At 62.3% G+C, this 21,120-nt stretch carries 25 protein-coding genes; 7 read left to right on the forward strand and 18 right to left on the reverse strand.

Annotation, left to right across the window (positions count from 1 at the left end; translation table 11 throughout):
• Positions 1-123: 123 nt before the first annotated feature.
• From N8A98_RS04480 to coxB, 14 genes are all read right to left on the reverse strand, one after another.
• Positions 124-552, reverse strand: a complete 429-nt coding sequence (locus tag N8A98_RS04480) for a DUF1284 domain-containing protein (RefSeq protein WP_262169513.1) — start codon at positions 550-552, stop codon at positions 124-126.
• Complete coding sequence (locus N8A98_RS04485) at positions 549-1,130, reverse strand: biotin transporter BioY (RefSeq protein WP_262169514.1); 582 nt, start codon at positions 1,128-1,130, stop codon at positions 549-551. Before N8A98_RS04485 ends, N8A98_RS04480 begins: the two co-directional genes overlap by 4 nt.
• 91 nt (positions 1,131-1,221) lie before the next feature.
• The gene (locus N8A98_RS04490) at positions 1,222-1,890 is read right to left on the reverse strand and encodes a GntR family transcriptional regulator (protein WP_262169516.1); all 669 of its coding nucleotides are present in this window, start codon (positions 1,888-1,890) and stop codon (positions 1,222-1,224) included.
• Between the two features lie 42 nt (positions 1,891-1,932).
• Positions 1,933-2,538: a GNAT family N-acetyltransferase gene (locus N8A98_RS04495; RefSeq protein ID WP_262169518.1), complete on the reverse strand. Its 606-nt coding sequence runs from the start codon at positions 2,536-2,538 to the stop codon at positions 1,933-1,935.
• A 6-nt stretch (positions 2,539-2,544) separates the two neighbouring features.
• Positions 2,545-3,807 carry a M16 family metallopeptidase gene (locus N8A98_RS04500; RefSeq protein WP_113119688.1) on the reverse strand — a complete coding sequence of 421 codons (1,263 nt, stop codon included), beginning with the start codon at positions 3,805-3,807 and terminating at the stop codon, positions 2,545-2,547.
• Between the two features lie 54 nt (positions 3,808-3,861).
• Positions 3,862-5,256 carry a threonine synthase gene (thrC, locus tag N8A98_RS04505; RefSeq protein WP_262169520.1) on the reverse strand — a complete coding sequence of 465 codons (1,395 nt, stop codon included), beginning with the start codon at positions 5,254-5,256 and terminating at the stop codon, positions 3,862-3,864.
• 80 nt (positions 5,257-5,336) lie between these two features.
• Complete coding sequence (locus tag N8A98_RS04510; protein ID WP_262169521.1) at positions 5,337-6,101, reverse strand: SURF1 family protein; 765 nt, start codon at positions 6,099-6,101, stop codon at positions 5,337-5,339.
• The gene (locus N8A98_RS04515) at positions 6,098-6,451 is read right to left on the reverse strand and encodes a DUF983 domain-containing protein (protein WP_262169523.1); all 354 of its coding nucleotides are present in this window, start codon (positions 6,449-6,451) and stop codon (positions 6,098-6,100) included. Before N8A98_RS04515 ends, N8A98_RS04510 begins: the two co-directional genes overlap by 4 nt.
• A gap of 68 nt (positions 6,452-6,519) precedes the next feature.
• On the reverse strand, positions 6,520-7,356 hold the full coding sequence (locus N8A98_RS04520; RefSeq protein WP_113119685.1) for a cytochrome c oxidase subunit 3: 837 nt from the start codon (positions 7,354-7,356) through the stop codon (positions 6,520-6,522).
• 3 nt (positions 7,357-7,359) lie between these two features.
• On the reverse strand, positions 7,360-7,923 hold the full coding sequence (locus N8A98_RS04525) for a cytochrome c oxidase assembly protein (RefSeq protein ID WP_113119684.1): 564 nt from the start codon (positions 7,921-7,923) through the stop codon (positions 7,360-7,362).
• Positions 7,923-8,105, reverse strand: coding sequence for a cytochrome c oxidase system small membrane protein (locus tag N8A98_RS04530; protein ID WP_113119683.1), 183 nt, complete (start codon positions 8,103-8,105; stop codon positions 7,923-7,925). The genes N8A98_RS04525 and N8A98_RS04530 overlap by 1 nt, the downstream gene beginning before the upstream one ends.
• Positions 8,105-9,001, reverse strand: coding sequence for a heme o synthase (locus N8A98_RS04535; RefSeq protein WP_262169525.1), 897 nt, complete (start codon positions 8,999-9,001; stop codon positions 8,105-8,107). The genes N8A98_RS04530 and N8A98_RS04535 overlap by 1 nt, the downstream gene beginning before the upstream one ends.
• Positions 9,002-9,098: 97 nt before the next feature.
• Entirely contained in the window at positions 9,099-10,793 is a 1,695-nt protein-coding gene (gene ctaD, locus N8A98_RS04540) for a cytochrome c oxidase subunit I (protein ID WP_113119681.1), read from the reverse strand.
• 22 nt (positions 10,794-10,815) lie between these two features.
• Positions 10,816-11,700, reverse strand: a complete 885-nt coding sequence (gene coxB / locus N8A98_RS04545; protein ID WP_262171884.1) for a cytochrome c oxidase subunit II — start codon at positions 11,698-11,700, stop codon at positions 10,816-10,818.
• A gap of 388 nt (positions 11,701-12,088) precedes the next feature.
• Here coxB and N8A98_RS04550 point away from each other — a divergent pair, with 388 nt between their 5' ends.
• Both N8A98_RS04550 and N8A98_RS04555 read left to right on the forward strand, forming a co-directional pair.
• Complete coding sequence (locus N8A98_RS04550) at positions 12,089-12,598, forward strand: invasion associated locus B family protein (RefSeq protein WP_390888801.1); 510 nt, start codon at positions 12,089-12,091, stop codon at positions 12,596-12,598.
• 13 nt (positions 12,599-12,611) lie between these two features.
• On the forward strand, positions 12,612-12,857 hold the full coding sequence (locus N8A98_RS04555; RefSeq protein ID WP_113119679.1) for a PilZ domain-containing protein: 246 nt from the start codon (positions 12,612-12,614) through the stop codon (positions 12,855-12,857).
• A 272-nt stretch (positions 12,858-13,129) separates the two neighbouring features.
• Here N8A98_RS04555 and N8A98_RS04560 read toward each other — a convergent pair whose 3' ends face one another.
• A complete protein-coding gene (locus N8A98_RS04560) occupies positions 13,130-13,390 on the reverse strand; it encodes a hypothetical protein (RefSeq protein WP_113119678.1) in 261 nt (86 codons plus the stop codon).
• A gap of 156 nt (positions 13,391-13,546) precedes the next feature.
• On the opposite strand from N8A98_RS04560, the gene N8A98_RS04565 reads away from it, so the two are divergent.
• From N8A98_RS04565 to N8A98_RS04580, 4 genes are all read left to right on the forward strand, one after another.
• Positions 13,547-14,437, forward strand: coding sequence for a LysR family transcriptional regulator (locus tag N8A98_RS04565; RefSeq protein ID WP_113119677.1), 891 nt, complete (start codon positions 13,547-13,549; stop codon positions 14,435-14,437).
• 311 nt (positions 14,438-14,748) lie between these two features.
• Entirely contained in the window at positions 14,749-16,362 is a 1,614-nt protein-coding gene (xseA, locus tag N8A98_RS04570; RefSeq protein WP_262169528.1) for an exodeoxyribonuclease VII large subunit, read from the forward strand.
• A 50-nt stretch (positions 16,363-16,412) separates the two neighbouring features.
• Positions 16,413-16,634 (forward strand): DUF2093 domain-containing protein, encoded by a 222-nt coding sequence (locus N8A98_RS04575; protein ID WP_262169529.1) that lies wholly within the window; start codon positions 16,413-16,415, stop codon positions 16,632-16,634.
• Between the two features lie 2 nt (positions 16,635-16,636).
• Positions 16,637-17,785, forward strand: a complete 1,149-nt coding sequence (locus tag N8A98_RS04580) for a glycosyltransferase (protein ID WP_262169531.1) — start codon at positions 16,637-16,639, stop codon at positions 17,783-17,785.
• 192 nt (positions 17,786-17,977) lie between these two features.
• Here the strand turns inward: N8A98_RS04580 and N8A98_RS04585 are convergent, their stop codons facing one another.
• Together N8A98_RS04585 and N8A98_RS04590 are read right to left on the reverse strand one after the other, a co-directional pair.
• Positions 17,978-18,223: a DUF4170 domain-containing protein gene (locus tag N8A98_RS04585; protein ID WP_262169533.1), complete on the reverse strand. Its 246-nt coding sequence runs from the start codon at positions 18,221-18,223 to the stop codon at positions 17,978-17,980.
• Between the two features lie 11 nt (positions 18,224-18,234).
• Positions 18,235-19,074 (reverse strand): 3'(2'),5'-bisphosphate nucleotidase CysQ, encoded by an 840-nt coding sequence (locus tag N8A98_RS04590; RefSeq protein WP_262169534.1) that lies wholly within the window; start codon positions 19,072-19,074, stop codon positions 18,235-18,237.
• Positions 19,075-19,392: 318 nt separating this feature from the next.
• Between N8A98_RS04590 and N8A98_RS04595 the strand changes: the two genes are divergently transcribed.
• Positions 19,393-19,908: a DUF6101 family protein gene (locus tag N8A98_RS04595; RefSeq protein WP_262169536.1), complete on the forward strand. Its 516-nt coding sequence runs from the start codon at positions 19,393-19,395 to the stop codon at positions 19,906-19,908.
• A gap of 191 nt (positions 19,909-20,099) precedes the next feature.
• On the opposite strand, the gene ubiA is transcribed toward N8A98_RS04595, so the two are convergent.
• Complete coding sequence (gene ubiA, locus N8A98_RS04600; protein ID WP_262169538.1) at positions 20,100-21,044, reverse strand: 4-hydroxybenzoate octaprenyltransferase; 945 nt, start codon at positions 21,042-21,044, stop codon at positions 20,100-20,102.
• Between the last annotated feature and the right edge of the window lie 76 nt (positions 21,045-21,120).

Consider the following 21,120-nt stretch of genomic DNA (forward strand, 5'->3'; position numbering starts at 1 on the left):
GGGGCCGCATAAACGACCCGCGCGCCGAAACGGCATCGTCTTGGCGGGAGCCCTCTTTGGTAGCGGGGAATGATGCAGGCGACAAGGTTACCGAAGTGTTGCCGAATGGCAACGGCACCTATCCTAGCAGCGGCCGATGCTCAGGGACGCACCCGCATAGCCTGCCTGCGCCACGCTGTCGCACAGCCCGGACCATTCGCAGCCGGTACAGGCGGGGCGGATATGCCCGGTGGAAAACGCAGCCCGCAAAGCTGTGAGCGTGGTTTGATCGAGCTGAAATGGCTGCGCCAGATCGATATCAGCGAGCAGATCGGCGACGGCAAGGCGCGCCAGGCGGTCACGCTCGATGACGCTGTCATTGTGGCAATGCGGCTGGCCGATGCCCAGTAGTGGGCCGCAGACATCGTCGGGGCCGGCGACCAGCTCAATCGTCTCGCCGGCGCCGAGCCGGGTGATAATGGCATCGTAATTGGCAGTGAAGGCAGGAGTATACCCCCTGCCGACATAGGTCAGCATGCAGAGCAGGTGATGTGCCCGCAGCTTGACACTCAACGCTTGGACGCCACGCGCTGCAGTCCGGCCAAGGCTGCTGCGCCGAGTGCGGATTTGAGCACCGCGCCAAGCAGGAACGGCGCGACGCCGTAGATAAAGGCCTGCTCGGCCCCGATCATCACGGCAAGCCAGGCGCCGCCCAAGGCGAGACAGGCAAGGTTACCGGCAATGGCGGCGAGGAAGGCTAGGACTGGCTTGTTGCCATTCCAGCCCTGTTCGGCCAGCCAGCCAGCAATGGCGCCGGCGATCGGGAAGGCAAAGAGATAGCCGGCAGTGGGCCCGATAAAGTGAATCGCGCCGGCCGCACCGCCCGACAGGACCGGCAGCCCGATTGCCCCTTCGATCAACCACGCCACGATGGTGATGCCGCCCAGGCGCCAGCCATAAAGCGCACCGACCATGACGACAGCGAAGGTCTGCATGGTCATAGGGACCGGCACCATGGGCACTTCGATATAGGAGGAAAGCGCCAGGAACAGCGTGCCCAAAGCGACGGCAGCGACTTGCCAGAGGACGGAGCGATCAGCCAGCCCGAGCGGGCTGAAACTGGGCCGGGCGGCGGGAGCAGCGGTGTTCATGGGCGATCCTCGGAAAATTATAGATAATTTCAGGCGACGATCTATTAAACGCATTTTTGTCCGTAAGGGCAAGAGCAATTGGACGTCCACCTCACCCGACGATCGTAAACACCTTCCGCGTCGCGCCAGACGCCGTTCGCACCGGCTTCTGCCCAATCCAACGGACGTGCCGCGCCAACACCGTCGCCGCCTCCTCGATATTGCCGTCGCGCAGGGCGGCCAAGATCGCCAGATGGTCGTGGTCAGTCCGCGCCTCCCAGGCCGATTGCCACGCGGCAAAGAGGAACCGCGCGCTGACGGCATGCAGATCATCAATTGCGGCCAACAGGCGCGGCATGCCGCATGGCGCCAGCAGCGTCCGATGAAATAACCGGTTTGCCGCCTCCCAGGACGCCACGTCCGGCGACTTATCCCCGGCATGGGTGGCCTGCTCGGCAGCATCGAGAATGGCCGATGTCAAATGCGGCGCGGCGTGGCGCAATGCCAACACTTCGAGCGCCGCGCGCATTTCGGCGACTTCCTTGACCTCGGCCAGATCGAAAGCCGCAACACGGACGCCACGGCGCGGCTCGCTGATCGCCAGCCCCTGCGCCTCCAGCCGCCGGAAGGCCTCGCGCACCGGCACATGGCTGGCGCCGAATTCGGCAGCGATATGATCCTGCCGCAGCCGCGCGCCGGGCTCGAGATTGCCGGCAATGATGCGCTCGGCCAAGACCTTGCTAATCCGCACTGCGATGGTGTCGTCTTTGGGCTGCGTCATGATTTTATAGATAGTTTAGCGCGCTGCGATTTGTCGAGGCGATCAAACCAGGCGTCTGGTATAGCGCGCGGTTTCATAGCGCTCCTTGGTCAGGCCGAACAGCACATGGTCTTCCCAGCGGCCATTGATCTGCAGGTACTTCTCCGCAAAGCCTTCTTCGACAAACGCGTTCTTTTCCAACACCCGGCGCGAGGCGATATTGCCCGGCAAAAAAGCCGCGTGGATGCGGTGCAGGTCGAGCGTGTCGAAAACAAAGGGCAGGCTCGTGCCGACGGCTTCGCTCATCAGCCCCTGCCCCGCAAAGGGCTGGCCCATCCAATAGCCCAGATTGACGAATTGAGCGGCGCGACGGCGGATATTGGAGAGGGTGATGCCGCCCACCAGCGTTGCCGCGTCATCGGTGAAAATGAAGAAGGAATAATCGCTCCCTTCTTCCGCTTCCTCACGCGCCCTACGCACCCGCGCGGCAAAGACCCGGCGGCTCAGATCCGCCTCGGTCCAACGGGGTTCGAACGGTCGCAGGAAATCGCGGCTCCCGCGGCGCAGCTCATGCCAGGCCTCGTAATCGCCCATTTGCGGCAGGCGCAGCAGCACCCGCGGGCCGCGCAGGGCGATCAACGGGACCGGCGATGACCAGGGCCAGAGCATGGACAATTACCGCTTGAGATGATCGCCGATGGCGCCGACATCCACCAGCCGGTCGACCGGCCCGATGCCCGCCAGGGTCGGCAAGCCGCTGGTAAAAATCTGCTCGGCAACCTCCTGCACGCGCTGGGTCGTGATGGCGTTGATGCGATCGACGGTTTCCTGCATGGGGATAGGACGCCCCCACAAGATTTGCTGGCGCGCCAGCTGGCCGGCACGCGCCGAGGGGCTTTCGAGCGACATCAGCAGGCCGGCCCGGATCTGATTGCGGACGCGGATGACTTCCTCGTCCGAAATCGACTGAGTGGCGCGCTTGAGTTCGTCCAGCACGACAGGAACCAGATCGGCCACTTCATCCTCGCCGGTCGCCGCCGCCACACCGAACACGCCGCTATCGGCAAAGGCCCAGTGGAAGGAATAGACCGAATAGCACAGGCCCCGCTTTTCGCGCACTTCCTGGAACAGGCGCGAGCTCATGCCCCCGCCCAGGATCGAGGCCAACACCTGGGCCGCGTAGAACCCGTCGGCATTGTAAGCCCGGCCTTCAAAGCCGATGACGATATGGGCCTGTTCGTGGTCGGAAATCAGCCGCTCTTCGCCGCCCTGATATTCGGCGCGCTGGGGCGCCGGCGCGCCATTGGGCTTGAGATCGGCAAAGCGCTGCTGGGCGACCTGGACCAGTTCGTCATGATCGACATTGCCGGCAGCGGCCATCACCATGTGGTCGCCCACATAGTTGCGGTTCATATATTTGCGGATAACGTCCGGATTGAATTCGCGTACCGAATCCACCGTACCCAGAATGGTGCGGCCGATAGGCTGGGTGGGGAAAGCGGCTGCCTGGAACAGGTCGAAAACGTGATCGTCGGGATTGTCCCGGGCGGCACCGATTTCCTGCACGATGACCTGCTTTTCGCGGGTCAGCTCGTCTTCCTCAAAGCGGGAATTCTGCAAAATATCGGAGAGGATATCGGCGGCCAGCACCACATCTTCCTTGAGCACGCGGGCAAAGTAGCCGGTGTGCTCGATGGAGGTCGCAGCGTTGAGGTCACCACCGACATTTTCGATGGCCTCGGCGATTTCGAGCGCCGAACGCGTGGTGGTGCCCTTGAAGGCCATATGTTCGAGCAGGTGGGAAATGCCGTGCTCGGCCTTGCGCTCGCAGCGCGCACCGGCCTTGACCCAGACCCCGAGCGAAGCGCTCTCCAGGTGCGGCATGTCGTCGGTCAGCACCACCATGCCATTGTCGAGGGTCGTTGATAATAGGCTCAAATGGGTCCTCCTGGCACGGCGCGACCCTGAGGCCGTTGGTGCCCCAAAGTCGTCCTAGGCAGCGCGCGTACGCGCTGCGATGAAGTCTTCGACCAGTGACTGGTCATTGGCAAGCACAGTCAGCCGCTCCTCGCGGCCATAAAGATCGCCCAGCCAGGCCGGCAAGGCCGGCTCGATCCCCGAAGCGTCCTTGACGGCGGAAGGGAATTTGGCGGGATGGGCGGTGGCCAGCGTGACCATCGGGGTCGCCGACCAGGGCTGCGCCCGGGCCACATGCACGCCAACGGCGGTATGGGGATCGAGCAGGTAATCGGAATTCTTGAGCGTAGCGGCAATGGTTGCGCGCGTCTCGGCTTCGCCAGTGGTGCCGGCGGCAAAGTCGCGGCGGATATTCGCCAGCGCCGTCTCGGGCAGGGCAAAGCCGCCCGATTGCTTGAGGCTGTCCATCATGCGCACCACGGCAGTCGCATCGCGCCCCGCCGCTTCGAACAGCAGGCGCTCAAAATTGGACGAGATCTGGATATCCATGGACGGGCTGATCGTGGGCGACACGCCTTCCATCTCGTAGCGGCCGGTGTCCATGGTGCGGCGCAGGATGTCATTGGCATTGGTGGCGATGATCAGCCGCTCGATCGGCAGGCCCATCGCCTTGGCGCAATAGCCGGCAAAGATATCGCCGAAATTGCCGGTCGGCACGGTGAAGCTGACCTTGCGATGCGGGCTGCCCAGCGACACGGCAGCCGTGACGTAATAGACGATCTGCGCGACGATGCGGCCCCAATTGATCGAATTGACGCCCGAGAGGCGCACCGAGTCGCGGAACTTGTGATTGTTGAACATGGCTTTGACCACGTTCTGGCAATCGTCAAACGTGCCCTCGACCGCGATGTTGTGCACATTGGCGTCGAGCACCGTGGTCATCTGCAGGCGCTGCACCGGAGAGGTGCGGCCAAGCGGATGCAGGATGAAAATATCGGTCGTGTCGCGGCCGCGGAAGGCCTCGATAGCAGCCGAGCCGGTATCGCCCGAGGTGGCGCCGACAATGGTGGCGCGCAGGCCGCGTTCGGCCAGGATATGGTCCATGATGCGGCTGAGGAACTGCATGGCCACGTCTTTGAACGCCAGAGTGGGGCCGTGGAACAGCTCGAGTACGAAGTGATTGGGCTCCAGCTCCACCAGTGGGGTCACCGAGGGATGGCGGAAGCTGGCATAGGCCTCGTCGATGATAGCTTCGAGCTTGGCGGGGGCGATTTCGCCATCAACGAAGCGGTTAATGATGTCGAAAGCTACATCGGCATAGGGCTTGCCGGCATAGGAGGCGATGTCGGCGGCGCTGAGCTGGGGCCAGCTTTGCGGCACATAGAGCCCGCCATCAGCGGCAAGACCGGCCAGAACTGCATCGGAGAAACCGAGCGCCGGCGCCTGGCCGCGCGTAGAAACAAACTGCATCGAAGGGGAAGGCCCTTTTTAGAATTGTTGCAACCTAGTCAAACGAGGCCTGAACCGCAAGTTTGATGGAGGGGTACGCGTCAGGGCTTTGGCACCTGCCGCTGCCGCCATAGCCAAAAGCCCAGCATGACCACCGCCACGATCGCAAAGCCGTACCAGGTATAGGCATAACCCAGATGGTTGTTGGGAAACTCCACCGTGGTCTCGCCGCCCTGCGGCAATTGCCCCGGCGCGCCAGCGGGCAGATCGACATAGAAGGGCGCGAACGGAGCCAACGCCGGATCGACCAGCTTGGCCAGCCGCTCGGGGTCACGCACCCATTCGATGCGGTCCGAGGTATTGGCTTCGGGCGTCATGAAGCCGGCTTTTTCGCCGGGGCGGAACAGGCCCGTAATGGTCACCTGCCCTGTTTCGCCTTCGGGGTCGGTGACGGCGGCTTCCTGAAAGGCCTCCGGTACAAAGCCGCGATTGGCGAAGACCGTGCCGCCCTTGTCGAGCGCAAAGGGCGTAACCACCCAATAGCCGGGGCCCGAGGAGGAGCCACGGGCATTGGCAAGGCTGGTAAAGACCGTGACCGTTTGATTGTAGCGGAAGGCCCCGGTCAGCGAGACCGGTTGGAAATTAAGCGCTTCAAGGTCGAGACCGCCCCAGTCTTCTGCAACCGGTACAGGAACCGGCGCCGCGGTCAGTCGCTGATCGACGGCGGCGATAAGCGCTTCCTTTTCGGCCAGGCGATGCATCTGCCAGGTACCGAGCCAGACGCAGACGCCAGCCAGGGCCAGCATCAGTACGGCAAAGGCCCAGGTCATCACCGGCCCCAAGCGCTTCTGCGTCGGCGCGCTCATTGGTGGCCCTCATGCGCATCGTGGCGGTATTGCAGCGCGACCATGGTGGCCTTGAACGGGGGCAGCAGCGCCAGCGAGAGGATCAGCGTGGCCGGTATCCACAGGAACAGATGGACATAAGGCGGCGGGTTGAACACGGCGCCCACCACCATGGCCAGCGCGATGATCAGCGGCGCCACAAGGAAGATCACAAAGATCGCCGGGCCGTCGCCGCTATCGGCGAACGCCAGATCGAGCCCACAGGCCGTGCAGGCTGGCGCGAGCTTGAGATAGCCCTTGAACAGTTTCCCCTCCCCGCAGCGCGGGCAGCGGCAGAGCAGGCCAGCCTTAAAGGGCGAAACTTGGGTCATGACATCCCCGGAAGAAATTGGGGCGCGGCCCATAAGACCGCGCCCCCACACATTTCTGATCCACTCGATTAGTGGTTGATCGCCACGCCCCACGAGCCCCAGACATAGATCGAGGCGAACAGGAACAGCCACACCACGTCGACGAAGTGCCAGTACCAGGCGGCGAATTCAAAGCCCAGGTGGCGCTGCGGGGTGAAGTCGCCGCGCTCGGCGCGGAGCAGGCAGACGATGAGGAAAATGGTGCCGACAGCGACGTGGAAGCCGTGCAGGCCTGTCGCCATGAAGAAGGTGGCGCCATACATATTGCCGCCGAAGGAGAAGGCGGCTTCGGAATATTCGATCACCTGCACACAGGTGAACAACAGGCCCAGGGCTACGGTGAGCACGAGGCCCCAGCGCAGGCCCTTGCGGTCGCCTTCGAGCAAAGCATGGTGCGCCCAGGTGACGGTGGTGCCCGATGTCAGCAGGATCAGCGTGTTGAACAATGGCAGGTGGAAAGCGTCGAACAGTTCGATGCCTTGCGGCGGCCAATGCCCACCGGTGGCGGCGACACGGGCATATTGCTCGACATCGTCAAAGCGGAAGAAACCGTCGAAATAGGCCCAGAAGAATGCCACGAACAGCATCACTTCCGACGCGATGAACAGCATCATGCCATAGCGATGGTGCATCTGGACCACGGGGGTGTGGTCGACGCCGTTATTGGCTTCCTTCACCACATCGGACCACCACGCATACATGGTGTAGAGCACGACGGCCAAGCCGATGAAGAAGATCCATGGGGTCCAATGGTGCATCCAGGAAATGGCGCCAATGGCGAAGATCAGGATGCCCACCGACATGACGAAGGGCCATGGCGACGGTTCGACCATATGGTAGTCGTGGTTCTTGGCTATTGCCGACATGGTTCAGCTTCCCCCGTTATCTGAAGCGTAGAAGGTATAAGAGAGGGTGATCTCTTTGATGGTGTCGAGCTCTTGATTGTCGTCAAGCTCGGGATCGACGAAGAACACGATCGGCATGTCCACGGTCTCGCCGGGCTGCAGCGTCTGCTCGGTGAAGCAGAAGCATTCGATCTTGTTGAAATAGACGCCGGCGCGTTCCGGCGACACGTTGAAAATCGCCATGCCGGTGACCGGCTTGTCGGAATGATTGGTCGCCACGTAATTGACGGTATCGACGGCGCCGATCCGGTCGGTGACGGAGGCGGCCGGCTTCACGGTCCAGTTGAGCTCGGAAGACACGTTGGAATCGAACCGCACCGACATTTCGCGCGCGATGATGCCCTTGGGATTGCTCTCGGCCTTGCCGGGCGTGCCGCCAAAACCGGTGATCGAGCAGAACATGGCGTAGAGCGGCACCGAGGCATAGGCGAGCCCCACCATGCCCGCGACCAGACCCAGGCACAGCATGCCGATGCGCTTGTTACGGCGCGCGGCATTGGCAAAGGTGGAATGGGACAGATCGGCCATCAGAGCGCCCGGTCGAACAAAGCCGGGCCCATCTTGATGATGGTCAGCAGGTAGAAGGTCAGCGCAAACAGGGCCAGGCCCAATCCCAGCGCGATCGAGCGGCGGCGGCGTACCTTGGCGCGCGCGGCCTCGACTTCAGGCGGCAGGATAATGACTTCGTGGATTTCGTCGGGGGCAGACATCAGGCAAACATCCCAAAACGCGCGAGCAGGTTGTCGGCCAGCAGGGCAAAGAACAGAACGAACAGATAGCTCAGCGAATAGTTGAACACGACGCGCGCCGCCTTGCGCATCGGCACATCCTCATTGGTGCGATAAAGCCGCCAGGCAAGGAACAGGAACGAAGCGCCGGTGATCACCGCGACGACGGAATAGATCGGGCCGGCAAAGCCGAGCCAGCTGGGCAGGAGCGAAGAGACAGCCAGCAGCGCCGTATAGGCCAGTATCTGGAATTTGGTCGAAGCTTCGCCCGCCACATTGGGCATCATGGGCACGCCGGCGGCGCCATAGTCGCTCTGCTTATAGAGCGCCAAAGCCCAGAAATGGGGCGGGGTCCACAGGAAGATGATGAGGAACAGCGCAACGCTTTCCATCGTGATGGTGCCGCTCACGGCAGCCCAGCCCACCATGGGTGGGAAAGCACCGGCCGCGCCACCGATGACGATATTCTGCGGCGTCGAGCGCTTGAGCCACATCGTATAGATGACGGCGTAAAAGAAGATGGTGAAGGCGAGCAGCCCCGCCGCGACCCAATTGGTCGCAAGGCCCAGCAAAGCCACCGAAAACACCGACAGCACAAGGCCAAAGACCAGCGCCTCGCCCCCGGTAATGCGCCCGGCCGGGATGGGTCGATTGGCGGTGCGGCTCATGATGGCGTCGATATCGGCATCGTACCACATATTGAGCGCGCCAGAGGCCCCGGCGCCGATGGCGATGCAGACAATGGCGATGACGCCGATCACCGGATGGATGCCGCCGGGGGCAACCACAAGGCCGACAATGGCGGTGAAGACGACCAATTGCATGACGTTCGGCTTCAAGAGCGCGAGGTAGTCCTCCACGCGCGCTTCACCTGTCATTGCAGGCACCTTCCGATTGTCATGAATATAAGCCACTGGCTCTGCCTTTATCGGGGATTGGGCCGCGCATACGCGGCCCGGTGGTTCGTCGCTGCGCTTAGTGCGCGTTGGTCGAGTCGATCTTGGGCAGCGTGGTGAACTGGTGGAAGGGCGGAGGCGAGCTCAGCGTCCATTCCAGGGTGGTTGCACCATCGCCCCAGGGATTGTCACCAGCCGGACGCTTCTTCCGGGCGGCTTCCCACATGGCGTAGAAGAAGATCAGCATGGCCACGAAGGTGATGTAATAGCCGATCGAGGAGATGCGGTTGAAGAAACCAAACGCATCCGGATAGTCGATATAGCGGCGCGGCATGCCCGCAAGACCCAGGAAGTGCTGCGGGAAGAAGATCAGGTTCACGCCGATGAACATAACCCAGAAGTGCGCATTGGCGAGCTTCTCGTTGTACATCCAGCCGAACATTTTCGGGTACCAATAGTACCAGGCCGCAAAGATCGAGAACACGGCACCCAGCGACAGCACATAGTGGAAGTGGGCAACCACATAATACGTGTCGTGCAGCGCACGGTCCGCACCGGCATTGGCCAGCACCACGCCCGTCACACCGCCGACAGTGAACAGGAAGATGAAGCCGATGGCCCACAGCATGGGCGTGCGGAAGGTGATAGAGCCGCCCCACATGGTGGCGATCCAGGAGAAGATCTTGACGCCCGTGGGCACCGCGATGACCATGGTGGCAGCCACGAAATAGCGCTGCACATCAAGGCTGAGGCCGGTGGTGTACATATGGTGCGCCCACACCACGAAGCCCACGAAGCCGATGGCCACCATGGCATAGGCCATGGCCATGTAGCCGAAGATCGGCTTGCGGCTGAAGGTGGAGACGATGTGGCTGACCACGCCGAAGCCCGGCAGGATCATGATGTACACTTCGGGGTGGCCGAAGAACCAGAACAGATGCTGGAACAGCACCGGATCGCCGCCCTGGTCGGGCTTGAAGAAGGCAGTGCCGAAATTGCGGTCGGTCAGCAACATGGTGATAGCGCCCGCCAGCACCGGCAGAGCCAGCAGCAGCAGGAAGGCGGTCACCAGGATCGACCAGGCAAAGAGCGGCATCTTGTGCAGCGTCATGCCAGGGGCACGCATGTTGAAGATGGTGGTGATCAGGTTGATGGCGCCAAGGATCGAGGAAATACCCGAGACGTGCAGCGCCAGGATGGCAAAGTCGAGCGCCGGGCCTGGGTGGCCGGTGGTCGACAGCGGGGGATAGATGGTCCAGCCGCCACCAAAGCCCAGGGCACCTGCGCCGGCGCCTTCAAAGAACAAGCTCATTAGGAGCAGGATGAAGGAGGGCGGCAGCAGCCAGAAGGCGATATTGTTGATACGCGGGAAAGCGGTATCGGGCGCGCCGATCATCAGCGGAGCAAAATAATTGCCGAAGCCGCCGAAGGTGGCGGGCATCACCACGAAGAACACCATGATCAGCGCATGGGCGGTGGTGAACACATTATACATGTGCTTGCCGGCGTCGAGGGCGGCATCGCCTTCCACGCCATAGGTCATGGCGGCAAGGCCATGGAAAATCTGGATGCCCGGCTCCTGCAATTCCATGCGCATGACGCCGGACAGCAGGCCGCCGACAATGCCGGCGACGATCGAGAAGATCAGGTACATCACACCAATGTCTTTGTGATTGGTGGAATAGAGCCAGCGGCGCCAGCCGGTGGGCTGGTGCGCATCATGGGCGTGGTCATGTCCCGTGGCGTGGGCTTCGAGGTGAGCGGTATCGGCCATTTTTGTTAGTGTCCCCTAAGCCTTACTGGAGCGCCGCGAGCGTCGCATTGGCGGCAGCATAATCGCCGCCCTTGAAGGCCGCGATGAAGGCCGCGAACTCTTCCTTGGTAACGACGCGCACCGCGATGGGCATGAACGCATGGTCCTTGCCGCATAGTTCCGAGCACTGGCCGTAATAAACGCCGGTTTCACGCGCATTGAACCAGGTTTCGTTCAGGCGGCCCGGCACGGCGTCGATCTTGATGCCGAAGGAGGGCACCGCGAAAGCGTGGATCACGCCGGTCGGATCGGCGGTGATCTGCATGCGTACCGTGGTATCCACCGGAACGACCAGTTCGTTGTCGACGGCCAGCAGGCGCGGCTGATTTGGCTTGAGCGCCAGACGCCCCTGGTCGCCATCTTCCTGCAGCATTAGCGAGGTCAGTGCGACACCCTGATCGACATATTCATAGTCCCAATACCATTGCTGGCCGGTGGCCTTGATGGTCAACTCGGGCGCCGGCACATCGACTTCGCCGAACGAGAAAATGTTGGAGCCCAGATATTTGCGCTCTCCATCGGGTGTCGTCAGCTGATCGCTGAGCACGCCGAACGAGGGAATGGCGATGATGATCAGCACCACGATGGGCAGCACGGTCCACACCACTTCGACCAGCGTATTGTGGGTGAAGCGCGCCGGGGTGGGATTGGCCTTGGCGTTGAACCGGACGACGATGACGATCAGCAGCGCCAGCACGAAGAGCACGATCAGGCTGATCGTCCACATCAGGATGCCATCGTGGAATGCGGTGATGGAATCCATGATCGGGGTCACCGACCGCTGCAGATGGAACTGGCCGGGCAGAGGATGTCCCGCCGTATAGCCCGCTTCCTCCGTCGCCTCTTGCGCAACGGCAAGGGCAGGCATCAGCGCCATGGCGGCGGCCGACACGGCTCCCATCCCTTTGAAGAACTGTCCGGTCACCACTTAACCCCCTAATCGACTGCCGTTGGTGCACACGCGCCAAGAATTGAGGGGATAAAAACAGCGGCATAGCTACGCCGCCCCGACTCAACCTCGGAGCGCAAAAACTCTGCGCTGACCTAAATCACATCAGAATGGCGGAGTCTATTGGCCCGATTGAACCCCTCGCTGCGTCATAATGTTCCCCCTCAGCGCAAAAACGCCTCACCCTTGCCGCAGTTTTCCAGCCATATTCCCAATGAATCCGGGCTTTGGTTGACTTGCACCCTCCCCTGTTGGAAACAGGGACAACCTCACGCGGGCGCCCGATTCGTTCAGGAGAAGTGATAGAGTGAAGCCGAATTTGAAGCGTCTGGCCGTTGGCGGCCTTGCCCTGCTCGCCCTTGCCGGCACTATGGGCAGTTCCATGGCCCAGGGTGTGGTCAAGGCTCAGTATGGCGACTGGCAGATGAGCTGCGATACCCCGCCTGGCGCCAGCTTTGAGCAATGCGCGATCATCCAGAACGTGATGGCCGAGGATCAGCCCAATGTGGGCCTCTCCGTCATCGTGCTGCGCACGGCCGATCGCGAAGCGCGCCTGCTGCGCGTATTGGCGCCGCTCGGCGTGCTGCTGCCCAATGGCCTGGGGCTCAATGTCGATGGCAAGGACATGGGCCGCGTCGCCTTCGTGCGTTGCCTGCCCAATGGCTGCGTTGCCGAAGTGGTGCTGGACGACAGCCTGATCGAGACGCTATCCAATGGCAAGGACGCCATTTTCGTGGTGTTCAAGACTCCCGAAGAAGGCATCGGCATTCCGGTGTCGCTCAACGGCTTCAAAGACGGATTTGCCCAACTCCCCTGATCTGGAGTTTCCAATGACCGAAGAACAGCGTGCCGCCCCGCGCCAGCGTGTGCTCAAGGGCGGCAAAATCGTCATCAATGACGGCTTCTCGACCTTTCAATGCACCGTGCGCAATCTCTCCGAGACCGGCGCCCGGCTCAAGGTCACCAGCATTATCGGCATTCCCGACACGTTTGAGCTGGCCATGGATGACGGTCGCAAGCATGCCTGCACCGTCGCGTGGAAAACAGCGACCGAAATCGGCGTCAAGTTCGGCTGATCCAATCCCCAAATGAAAAAAGCCGGACAAGTGCCTCGGCACTGTCCGGCAAGTCATCAGGAAACGGGACCGGTGGCAAAACCGGCCCGGGAGATGGCACAAGCACTCCAAGGGAATGTCCGTACCAACGGAAGAGCGCCGGCCGCATGGGTAGCCGACGCAAAGGGAATTTCAGGGGGTCGCGGGTTCAAACGGAATCAGAACCTCACATCCCCATCTCCTTGTTGCCGCTCCGATTTGGTCCGAAACATGGCAACAGGTTTTACGCGATCCTAGCGCCGGGCGTTGCTGGCGCGCGCCATATTGAGCGCCAGACTCGCTGCCGGACCGTGATTGCGCACGGCATCGACGACATCCTGGCGCGTAATGCCCAGGTCATTGAGCCGGGCATGGTCCAGCTCAAGCAGGCTCGTCAGCGCAGTTCGGCGGGTGCGGGCTGCTTGCGCCTTGGCGATCCAGCGCACGAATGCGGCAAACGGACGAAAGGGCGTGGCGGCCGCGACTGACCGCTCGCCGAAAAGCGAGAGAGCCATGAAAAGTCTCCAGGAATGTGGTTGTGCCGAAGGGAGGCCGGCGGGACTGGCGCGGTGTCGTTTCGCGTCGATAATGATGTGATAGCGCACTGGACTTCCATTCGTCTAACAAATAGATTTCATCCGATCTATCAATTTGAGTGATGAGGTATCGGAATGACCGCCCCTCTCGATCTGGACCAATTGCAGAGCTTCTGCGCCATTGCCGATTGCGGCAGTTTCACCGAGGCGGCCCGCCGGGTGAACAAGACCCAGTCGGCCGTCTCCATGCAGATCAAACGCCTTGAGGAGCGGCTGGGCCAGCCGCTATTGACGCGTGACGGCCGCACTGTCGCTTTGACCAATCACGGCGAGGCGCTTTACGCGCGGGCGCGGCGCATGTTGCGCACCAATGCCGAAATTCTCGACCATTTCTCCGATGGGGACCTGTCCGGCCAGATCCGCTTCGGCGTGCCGGACGATTACGCCGTGCGGCTGCTGCCGGTGATCCTTTCCAGCTTCCAGCGGACCCATCCCAAGATCGCGGTGGATGTGGCCTGCATGGCGTCCGAAGACTTGCTCTCGGGCATGCGATCGGGACGCTATGACATCATCGTCTTCACCCAGGGCACCGAGCAGAATTACGGCGAGCTGTTCCGCACCGAAAAGATGTATTGGGTCGCCAGCCATGGCGGACGGGCCCTGGCTAGCGAACCGCTGGCCATTGCCTGCGGCTCGCCCGGTTGCATCTGGCGCAAGAGCGCCATGGAGGCGCTGAACCGCGACGGCACCGATTATCGCGTCGCCTATACCTCCTCCAATGCCACTGCCATTTCGAGCGCGGTGCTCTCCGACCTTGCCGTGGGCTTCCTGCCGGAAAGCGCCATGCAGCCGGGCATGCGCGTGATCAGCGAAGATATGGGCCTGCCCCGCCTGGCCGACGCCGAAATCGCCCTGATGCGCGCCAGCCACGCCTATGGCGGCATCTATGATGCGCTCGCCAACCATATCGTGCAGTCCATGGGCAATCTCGAACCCGCCCCCGCCCACGCCGAGGCGGCTGAGTAGCCGCTACCCTATCCGGCCCCAGATCCCTCCTCCCCACCACTCTCCTCGGGCTCGACCCGAGGGGCCCTCCCAATTCGGCACAAGCGGCGAGCGACCCTCGGGGCAGGCCCGAGGGAGAATTGTGGATGTGGAGAGCCCCGATCTGCCTCCCTCCCCCTTGTGGGTAGGGATCGAGGGTGGGGCTGCGCTCCCCACCGGCATTGAGCATCTGGAGGCCACCCCTCCCTGGCCCTCCCCAAGGTGGAGGGAATTAGATCGTGGCTCTCGGCTCCGCCCTTGACCTCCTCCGCCAATTGCCGCACCAGAGTGGCATGTCTGATGCCCTCACCAATGCTGCCGAATTTACCGTTTCCGAGATCGCCCAGGCGGTCAAACGGACGGTTGAGGATGAATTTGGGCATGTGCGGGTGCGCGGGGAAATCTCCGGCTATCGCGGGCAGCATTCCTCGGGCCACGCCTATTTCACCCTCAAGGACGAGAATGCCTCGATCGACGCGGTGGTGTGGAAGGGCAATTATGCCAAGCTGACCTTCAAGCCCGAAGAAGGGCTCGAAGTGATCGCCACCGGGCGGCTGACCACTTTCCCGCGCTCCTCGAAATACCAGATCGTCATCGACAATATCGAGCCCGCCGGTGCCGGCGCCCTGATGGCGCTGCTCGAAGAGCGCCGCAAGAAGCTGCTGGCCGAGGGCCTCTTCGCGCGCGAGCGCAAGCGCGACCTGCCCTATCTGCCGCGCGTCATTGGCGTCGTCACTTCGCCCACCGGCGCAGTGATCCGCGATATCCTGCATCGCCTCAATGACCGCTTCCCCAGCCATGTGCTGGTCTGGCCCGTGCGGGTGCAGGGCGATACCTGCGCGCCCGAAGTGGTCAATGCCATCGAGGGCTTCAACGCGCTGCTGCCCAATGGCCCCATTCCGCGCCCCGATATTCTGATCGTGGCGCGCGGCGGTGGCTCCATCGAGGATCTGTGGGGCTTCAACGAAGAAGCCGTGGTGCGCGCCGTGGCCGCCAGCGCCATCCCGATCATTTCGGCCGTGGGCCACGAAACCGATACGACGCTGATCGACTATGCCTCGGACATGCGCGCACCCACCCCCACCGCCGCCGCCGAAGCGGCCGTGCCGGTGCGGGCCGAACTGATCGGCTATGTCGACGATCTCGGCGGTCGCCAGCGCCAGGCCGCACGGCGGCTGACGTTGAGCGCCCGCGACCGGTTGCGCGCCGCGACCGCAGGTCTGCCCCGCCCGGCAGATCTGGTCGCCACCCAGCGCCAGCGCCTCGATCACGCGGCGAGCAATCTGGGCGCGGCCCTGCGCCATTCGGTGCAGGCCCAGCGCGTGCATCTCTCCCGGGTCGAGCCGCGCCTCGTGCCGCAATTGCTGGCGCGCCGCCGGCTCGAAATGGCCGAGCGGCTGGGCAATCTGGAGATGCGCAGCAATGCCGGCCTGCGTAAAACCGTCGAGCGCGCCCGGCTCACTCATGATCCCCGCGCGGAGCGGCTGGCCAATGCGGCCGTGCGGCTGGTTGAACGCAAGCGCGCTTTGCTCGACGCCATCGGCCCCAAGCTTTCGCCCAATGCCCTGCGCGCCGAATTGCGCCATTCGCGCAGCCAGTTGGCCCCGCTGGCGGCAAACCTGCTCACCAGCGTCACCCAGGCCATGGCCGACCGGCGCTCCGCCCTCAGCCAATCGTCCAAGCTGCTGCTCTCGCTCAGCTATAAAAGCGTGCTGGCGCGCGGCTATGCCGTGATCAAGGACGAGGAGGGCAATCTGGTGCAGGATAAGTCTGCGCTTTCGCCGGGCGACGCGGTCGCAATCGAGTTTGCCGATGGCGCCGTGGGCGCTACTATAGCGGGCAGCCCGGTCATCAAAAAGAAACCGCGTCCACCATCGGATGGCGGCACGCAGGAAAGCCTCTTTTGAGCCGGTGATTTCATCGCTATATCCAGAGACGGACTGTCAGGAATTCAGCCATGAACATTTTCGACAAAGGCTTTGCTCCCTCAGAAGCGGTGATCCGCTATCTCGATGGAGACTATGTCGTGCTCAAGCCCGGCAGCTTTGTGCGCTGCGCCATTTCCGGCAAGCCGATCCCGGTGGATGAATTGACCTATTGGAACGTCGACCGGCAGGAGGCCTATGCCGATGCGGCCAATGCCCATGCGGCGTTCGAGCGGTACGGCATCGGAGCCTGATCGTGGCGGAAGCGTCAGTCCGCCTACGATATCTCTTTATTTCCAACGGGCATGGCGAGGATTGGATCTCCGCCGCGATCGTGGCGCGTTTGCCCAAATGGATCGAGGCGGAAGCCTATCCGATGATCGGGGCCGGCAATGCCTATGCCAATGTGTGCCGCATTGTCGGGCCGCGGGCGTCGCTGGCCTCCGAAGGCTGGCGCAATGTGAAGGGCTCGCTGCGGCGGGATCTCGCTACCGGCGGGTTGCGCACCGTGCCCCCTGCCCTCTCATTCCTGCGCAAGATGCGCGGCAAATATGATCGCGTCGTCGTGGTAGGGGATATGGTGGGGGTGCTGGCGTGCCTGGGTACCGGCCATCGTGACCTGATTTATCTCGATGTCTACAAGACCGGCGCGGCCCGGCTCTATTCCGTCCCCGAGCGCTGGGCCATCAAGCGCGCCTGTGCCACCGTGTTCTGCCGCAGCGATAACCTCGCGCGCACGCTGGAGCATATCGGCGTCGATGCCCGCTGCGCCGGCAATATCATGATGGACACGATCCCCAGTGGGGACTACGACGCCCGCGCCCGCCGCACCAAATCCACAGCCGTCACGCTCCTGCCAGGCAGCCGCGCGCTGACCGCCGAGAGCTTTGCGCTGCAGGTCGATGGCCTGCGCACCCTGCCGCCCGACTTGCGGCCCGATATTTTCCTTGCCGTAGCCGGCAGTATCAATGTCGATGACCTCGCCAAAAAAACCGGCCTGCGCCGCACCTCCATGCTGAGCGCGGAATCCGCGGATCTGGGTGAATTGTCCGATGGCACACTGACCATCCACATGGCCAAAGGCAGCGCCATGGGTAATCTCTTGGCGGCGTCCGATCTCGTGCTGTCGCAAGCCGGCACCGCGACAGTGCAGGCGCTCGGCCTGGGCAAGCCCGCCATCACCGTGGTCAATCCCCGCGACCGCCGCTCACGCTTTACCGACGAACAAATGCTGTTTGGTGAAGCCCGCACCGTGGTGCCGGACGAACCGGCCGCCATCGGAGCCGCCCTGCGCCATCTGCTCCAAGATGACAGCGAACGCCGGCGCCTCGCCAAAATCGGCCGCGAACGCATTGGCGGTCCGGGCGCAATCCATGCTGTGCTCGATCGGTTGATGGAGCAGTAGGCCCCTCCCGTCTAAAGGAAGAGACCCCTCATCCGCCCCTGCGGGGCACCTTCTCCCTCAAGAGGAGAAGGGAGGCTTGCGCCAAGGGAGCCACGATGCCACCCCTCTCCCCTTGAGGGAGAGGGACAGTAATTTCTTCGTTCAGAAGAAATTACAGGGTGAGGGGTTGGGAGCCACCGCCGCTAATATGACCTACTTCTTATCCGTCTCCGGATCGAGCAGCCGGTGCAGATGCACGATGAAATACCGCGTTTGCGCGCTATCGACCGTCAATTGCGCCTTCTGCCGCCACACCGCGAAAGCTGCAGCGTAGTTCGGATAGACGCCGACAATGTCGACCTTGTCGAGATCGGCAAAGGTGACGTCCTCGATGCTGGACAGTTCGCCGCCGATAACGAGGTGCAGAAGTTGCTTATTGGGTGCTTCTTTGTCGGCCATTTGGCGCTCCGTCAGGTCAGTGTCGTTTGCTGCGGCGTCTCGGTTTCGCTGGGACAGCCATAAACCTTGATCAGGGCCGCATGCACGAGCGGTTTTAGGCTCATGTCGCCAAGCGCCGCAAGCGCCCCGTGGCGCGTATCTCGCTTGTTAAATTGTGGGAACCCGCTGCACACATCGGCAAAGCCGATCCCGGTTTCATCCAGGATCAGTGCCGCCGCCGCAATATCCCAATCCTGGCTGCCCCGCCGCGACACGGCGGCATCCAGCTTGCCGGTCGCCACCTGTACCAGCCGGTAGGCGAGCGAGGGATACATCGGCCCACGCGAATAATGCAGGCCCGCCGATTGCATCTCCTGATGCACCGCGCCCGGCGCCGGGATCAATGGCGGCGCGCCAGCCCGGCGGCTACGCACAATGGGCTTGCCATTCAGCCGCGCCCCGCCACCTTTAATGGCGTCATACATTTCGTCCCGCACGGGCGCGTAAACCACCCCGGCCACCGGCACGCCGTTTTCGACCACCGCCAGCGACACCGTCCAGCTATCCTCGCCACGCAGGAAGCCGCGCGTGCCATCGATTGGGTCAACGACAAACACCCGCTCGCAATCCAGCCGGGATGGATTGTCGGCGGTTTCCTCGCTGAGCCAGCCATAGCTTGGCCGCGCCGCCAGCAATGACGCGGCCAGATACCGGTCGACCAATATGTCGGCTTCGCTCACCGGGGAGTCATGGTCCTTGGTCCAGCTCTTTACATCGCGACGAAAAAAGCCGCTGGCAATAATGCCTGCTGCCACCGCTGAAGAGCGGAGCAGTTCAAGATCATCACTATAGATACTGGGAGGAAGCGTCATTTTCCCCGCGCTTTTAGGCTGGCCGCCGGTTTTGAACAAGGCCAGTGCGAACACATTGCTTCGAGCGCTCGGGATAAGTGCTTAGGACGGCGGCATAATTGACGGTCCCGGCGCTCAAATCGGGCTGGTTAACAGTCCCATTCCACAATCGGTTAATCGCTCCCTACACCGAGTCAGGTCCTGCTAACCCTCTCGGAAAACAAGATAAACTTAACCGAACCGATTAAGGAGGCGGCTAAGGGGACGCGCTAAGGTGGGGTCATAAAAGAGAGCGCAAAAAACAGCTCTTGAAGTTGACAGGTATAAGGCGGAACAAAAATGGTTCATGGCGTTGCGATGGAAGGTTCATCGGTCGTTCTGGCGTTCGGCAAGCCGGCAATAGCAGATCGCCGCTTCGTGGCCGCCAATGACAATGGTCCCAAAGACCCGGTCAAAACCGTCACCGTTCGCAGAATGCTCGAACAGAGCGGCGTTTCGATCAAGATCAAGGTGCCCGTCACCGAGTTCATCGGCGTGGCCGTGGCGACCGCGATTTCCGAAGAAGGCGTGTTGATGAGCTCGATCGAGCTGGTCCATTCCGATAGCGAGCTCAACTACCGCGTGTTCGAGGAACAGGGCAATCACAACGTCGTCGCCGAATGGCAGAACTGGGGCAAGAAGCTCCGCCTGCCGCTGTTCATCAAGGCCGGCGATGGCCAATACATGCCCTATAGCCAGCAGGTCGATGGCGTCATGCTGGGCAGCTCGGCCAGCCGCCGCAAACTCGCCGCCGAAGCCAACCGTCGCCCCCGCTTCCTCAATCGCCGCAAGCCCGGCCAGAGCGAAGCCAACTAATCAGCTACTGCCTCCAAAGCACGACAAAGGGGTTAGCCGGTGGTGCGGCCAGCCCCTTTGTCGTTTTTTTTGGCCCTCGGGGTGGCACGACCTCGTCCTTCGACAGGCTCAGGATGAGGTCTACTGATTGGCATGCGGTCTAAAAGTAGACCTCATGGTGAGCCTGTCGAACCACGAGGTCGTGGCACAGTCTACCAAACCCACTCCGCCAGCAGCGCCAGCACCAGCGCAATCCCCACATAATGGTTGAGCTTGAACCGCGCCGCCGGGTTCTCCGGCACTTTGCCGTCCAGCGTCCAGACCTGCCAGGCCAGCAATCCCCCTGCGACCAGCGAGAGGAAAAAGAACACCAACCCCGCCCCCGCCATGATCGCCCCGACGAGCCACAGCAGATAAGCTCCGGCATAAAACCCGCCCACAATTGGGCGCGTCTTGCTGCCGAACAGGCGCGCCGTGGATTTAACCCCGATCAGCGCATCATCCTCGATATCCTGCAGCGCATAGATGGTGTCATAGCCGATGACCCACATTATCGTGCCGAAATAGACCAGCAGGATCGCCACCGAAAAGCCGCCGGTCTGGCTGCTCCAGCCCACCAGCGCACCATAGGAAAAGGCCAGCCCCAAAAACGCCTGCGGCCACCACGTCACCCGCTTCATGAAGGGATAAATCGCCACCAGCACCAGCGAAGCCACGCCGGCGATGACGGTGAAGCGATTGAACTGGAACAGCACAATCGCGCCCAGCAGCGCCTGCGCCACGAGAAAAATCAGCGCCTGCTTGGCTGTGACCTGCCCTGAAGGAATGGGCCGCGAGCGGGTGCGCGCCACCTGCATATCGATGTCGCGATCGACAATGTCGTTAAACGTACACCCCGCGCCGCGCATCAAAGCCGCGCCGATAAACATCAGGACACAGGCGATCCAGTCAAAGCCCCGCGCCGGATTGGCCACCGCCGCCAGCGCCAGCCCCCAGGTGCAGGGCCAGAACAGCAACCAGATGCCGATCGGCCGATCCCACCGCGCCAGCCGCGCATAGGGCTTGAGCCAATCGGGGGCATAGCGATCCACCCAATTGCCCGATTGGGCATCGGCGACTGTGCCGGGGACGGGATTTGGTTGGTCAGTATTGCTCATCGCAGCTCTCGACACTGTGCCACGACCGCCTCCTTCGTCCTTCAGAAGGCTCAGGATGAGGTCTGTTGCTAACTCC

Origin of the sequence: Devosia neptuniae (assembly GCF_025452235.1) — a bacterium.
Lineage (GTDB): Bacteria > Pseudomonadota > Alphaproteobacteria > Rhizobiales > Devosiaceae > Devosia.

Excerpts from the sequence above, each read along its gene's own strand:
- N8A98_RS04575 (WP_262169529.1), top strand. The coding sequence starts at position 16,413 with ATGAACATTTTCGACAAAGGCTTTGCTCCCTCAGAAGCGGTGATCCGC.
- ubiA (WP_262169538.1), bottom strand. The coding sequence starts at position 21,044 with ATGAGCAATACTGACCAACCAAATCCCGTCCCCGGCACAGTCGCCGAT.
- N8A98_RS04485 (WP_262169514.1), bottom strand. The coding sequence starts at position 1,130 with ATGAACACCGCTGCTCCCGCCGCCCGGCCCAGTTTCAGCCCGCTCGGG.
- N8A98_RS04535 (WP_262169525.1), bottom strand. The coding sequence starts at position 9,001 with ATGACAGGTGAAGCGCGCGTGGAGGACTACCTCGCGCTCTTGAAGCCG.
- N8A98_RS04515 (WP_262169523.1), bottom strand. The coding sequence starts at position 6,451 with ATGACCCAAGTTTCGCCCTTTAAGGCTGGCCTGCTCTGCCGCTGCCCG.
- xseA (WP_262169528.1), top strand. The coding sequence starts at position 14,749 with ATGTCTGATGCCCTCACCAATGCTGCCGAATTTACCGTTTCCGAGATC.
- N8A98_RS04560 (WP_113119678.1), bottom strand. The coding sequence starts at position 13,390 with ATGGCTCTCTCGCTTTTCGGCGAGCGGTCAGTCGCGGCCGCCACGCCC.
- N8A98_RS04585 (WP_262169533.1), bottom strand. The coding sequence starts at position 18,223 with ATGGCCGACAAAGAAGCACCCAATAAGCAACTTCTGCACCTCGTTATC.
- N8A98_RS04520 (WP_113119685.1), bottom strand. The coding sequence starts at position 7,356 with ATGTCGGCAATAGCCAAGAACCACGACTACCATATGGTCGAACCGTCG.
- N8A98_RS04590 (WP_262169534.1), bottom strand. The coding sequence starts at position 19,074 with ATGACGCTTCCTCCCAGTATCTATAGTGATGATCTTGAACTGCTCCGC.
- thrC (WP_262169520.1), bottom strand. The coding sequence starts at position 5,256 with ATGCAGTTTGTTTCTACGCGCGGCCAGGCGCCGGCGCTCGGTTTCTCC.
- N8A98_RS04530 (WP_113119683.1), bottom strand. The coding sequence starts at position 8,105 with ATGTCTGCCCCCGACGAAATCCACGAAGTCATTATCCTGCCGCCTGAA.
- N8A98_RS04490 (WP_262169516.1), bottom strand. The coding sequence starts at position 1,890 with ATGACGCAGCCCAAAGACGACACCATCGCAGTGCGGATTAGCAAGGTC.
- N8A98_RS04555 (WP_113119679.1), top strand. The coding sequence starts at position 12,612 with ATGACCGAAGAACAGCGTGCCGCCCCGCGCCAGCGTGTGCTCAAGGGC.
- N8A98_RS04525 (WP_113119684.1), bottom strand. The coding sequence starts at position 7,923 with ATGGCCGATCTGTCCCATTCCACCTTTGCCAATGCCGCGCGCCGTAAC.
- N8A98_RS04565 (WP_113119677.1), top strand. The coding sequence starts at position 13,547 with ATGACCGCCCCTCTCGATCTGGACCAATTGCAGAGCTTCTGCGCCATT.
- coxB (WP_262171884.1), bottom strand. The coding sequence starts at position 11,700 with ATGCCTGCCCTTGCCGTTGCGCAAGAGGCGACGGAGGAAGCGGGCTAT.
- N8A98_RS04510 (WP_262169521.1), bottom strand. The coding sequence starts at position 6,101 with ATGAGCGCGCCGACGCAGAAGCGCTTGGGGCCGGTGATGACCTGGGCC.
- N8A98_RS04495 (WP_262169518.1), bottom strand. The coding sequence starts at position 2,538 with ATGCTCTGGCCCTGGTCATCGCCGGTCCCGTTGATCGCCCTGCGCGGC.
- N8A98_RS04595 (WP_262169536.1), top strand. The coding sequence starts at position 19,393 with ATGGTTCATGGCGTTGCGATGGAAGGTTCATCGGTCGTTCTGGCGTTC.
- ctaD (WP_113119681.1), bottom strand. The coding sequence starts at position 10,793 with ATGGCCGATACCGCTCACCTCGAAGCCCACGCCACGGGACATGACCAC.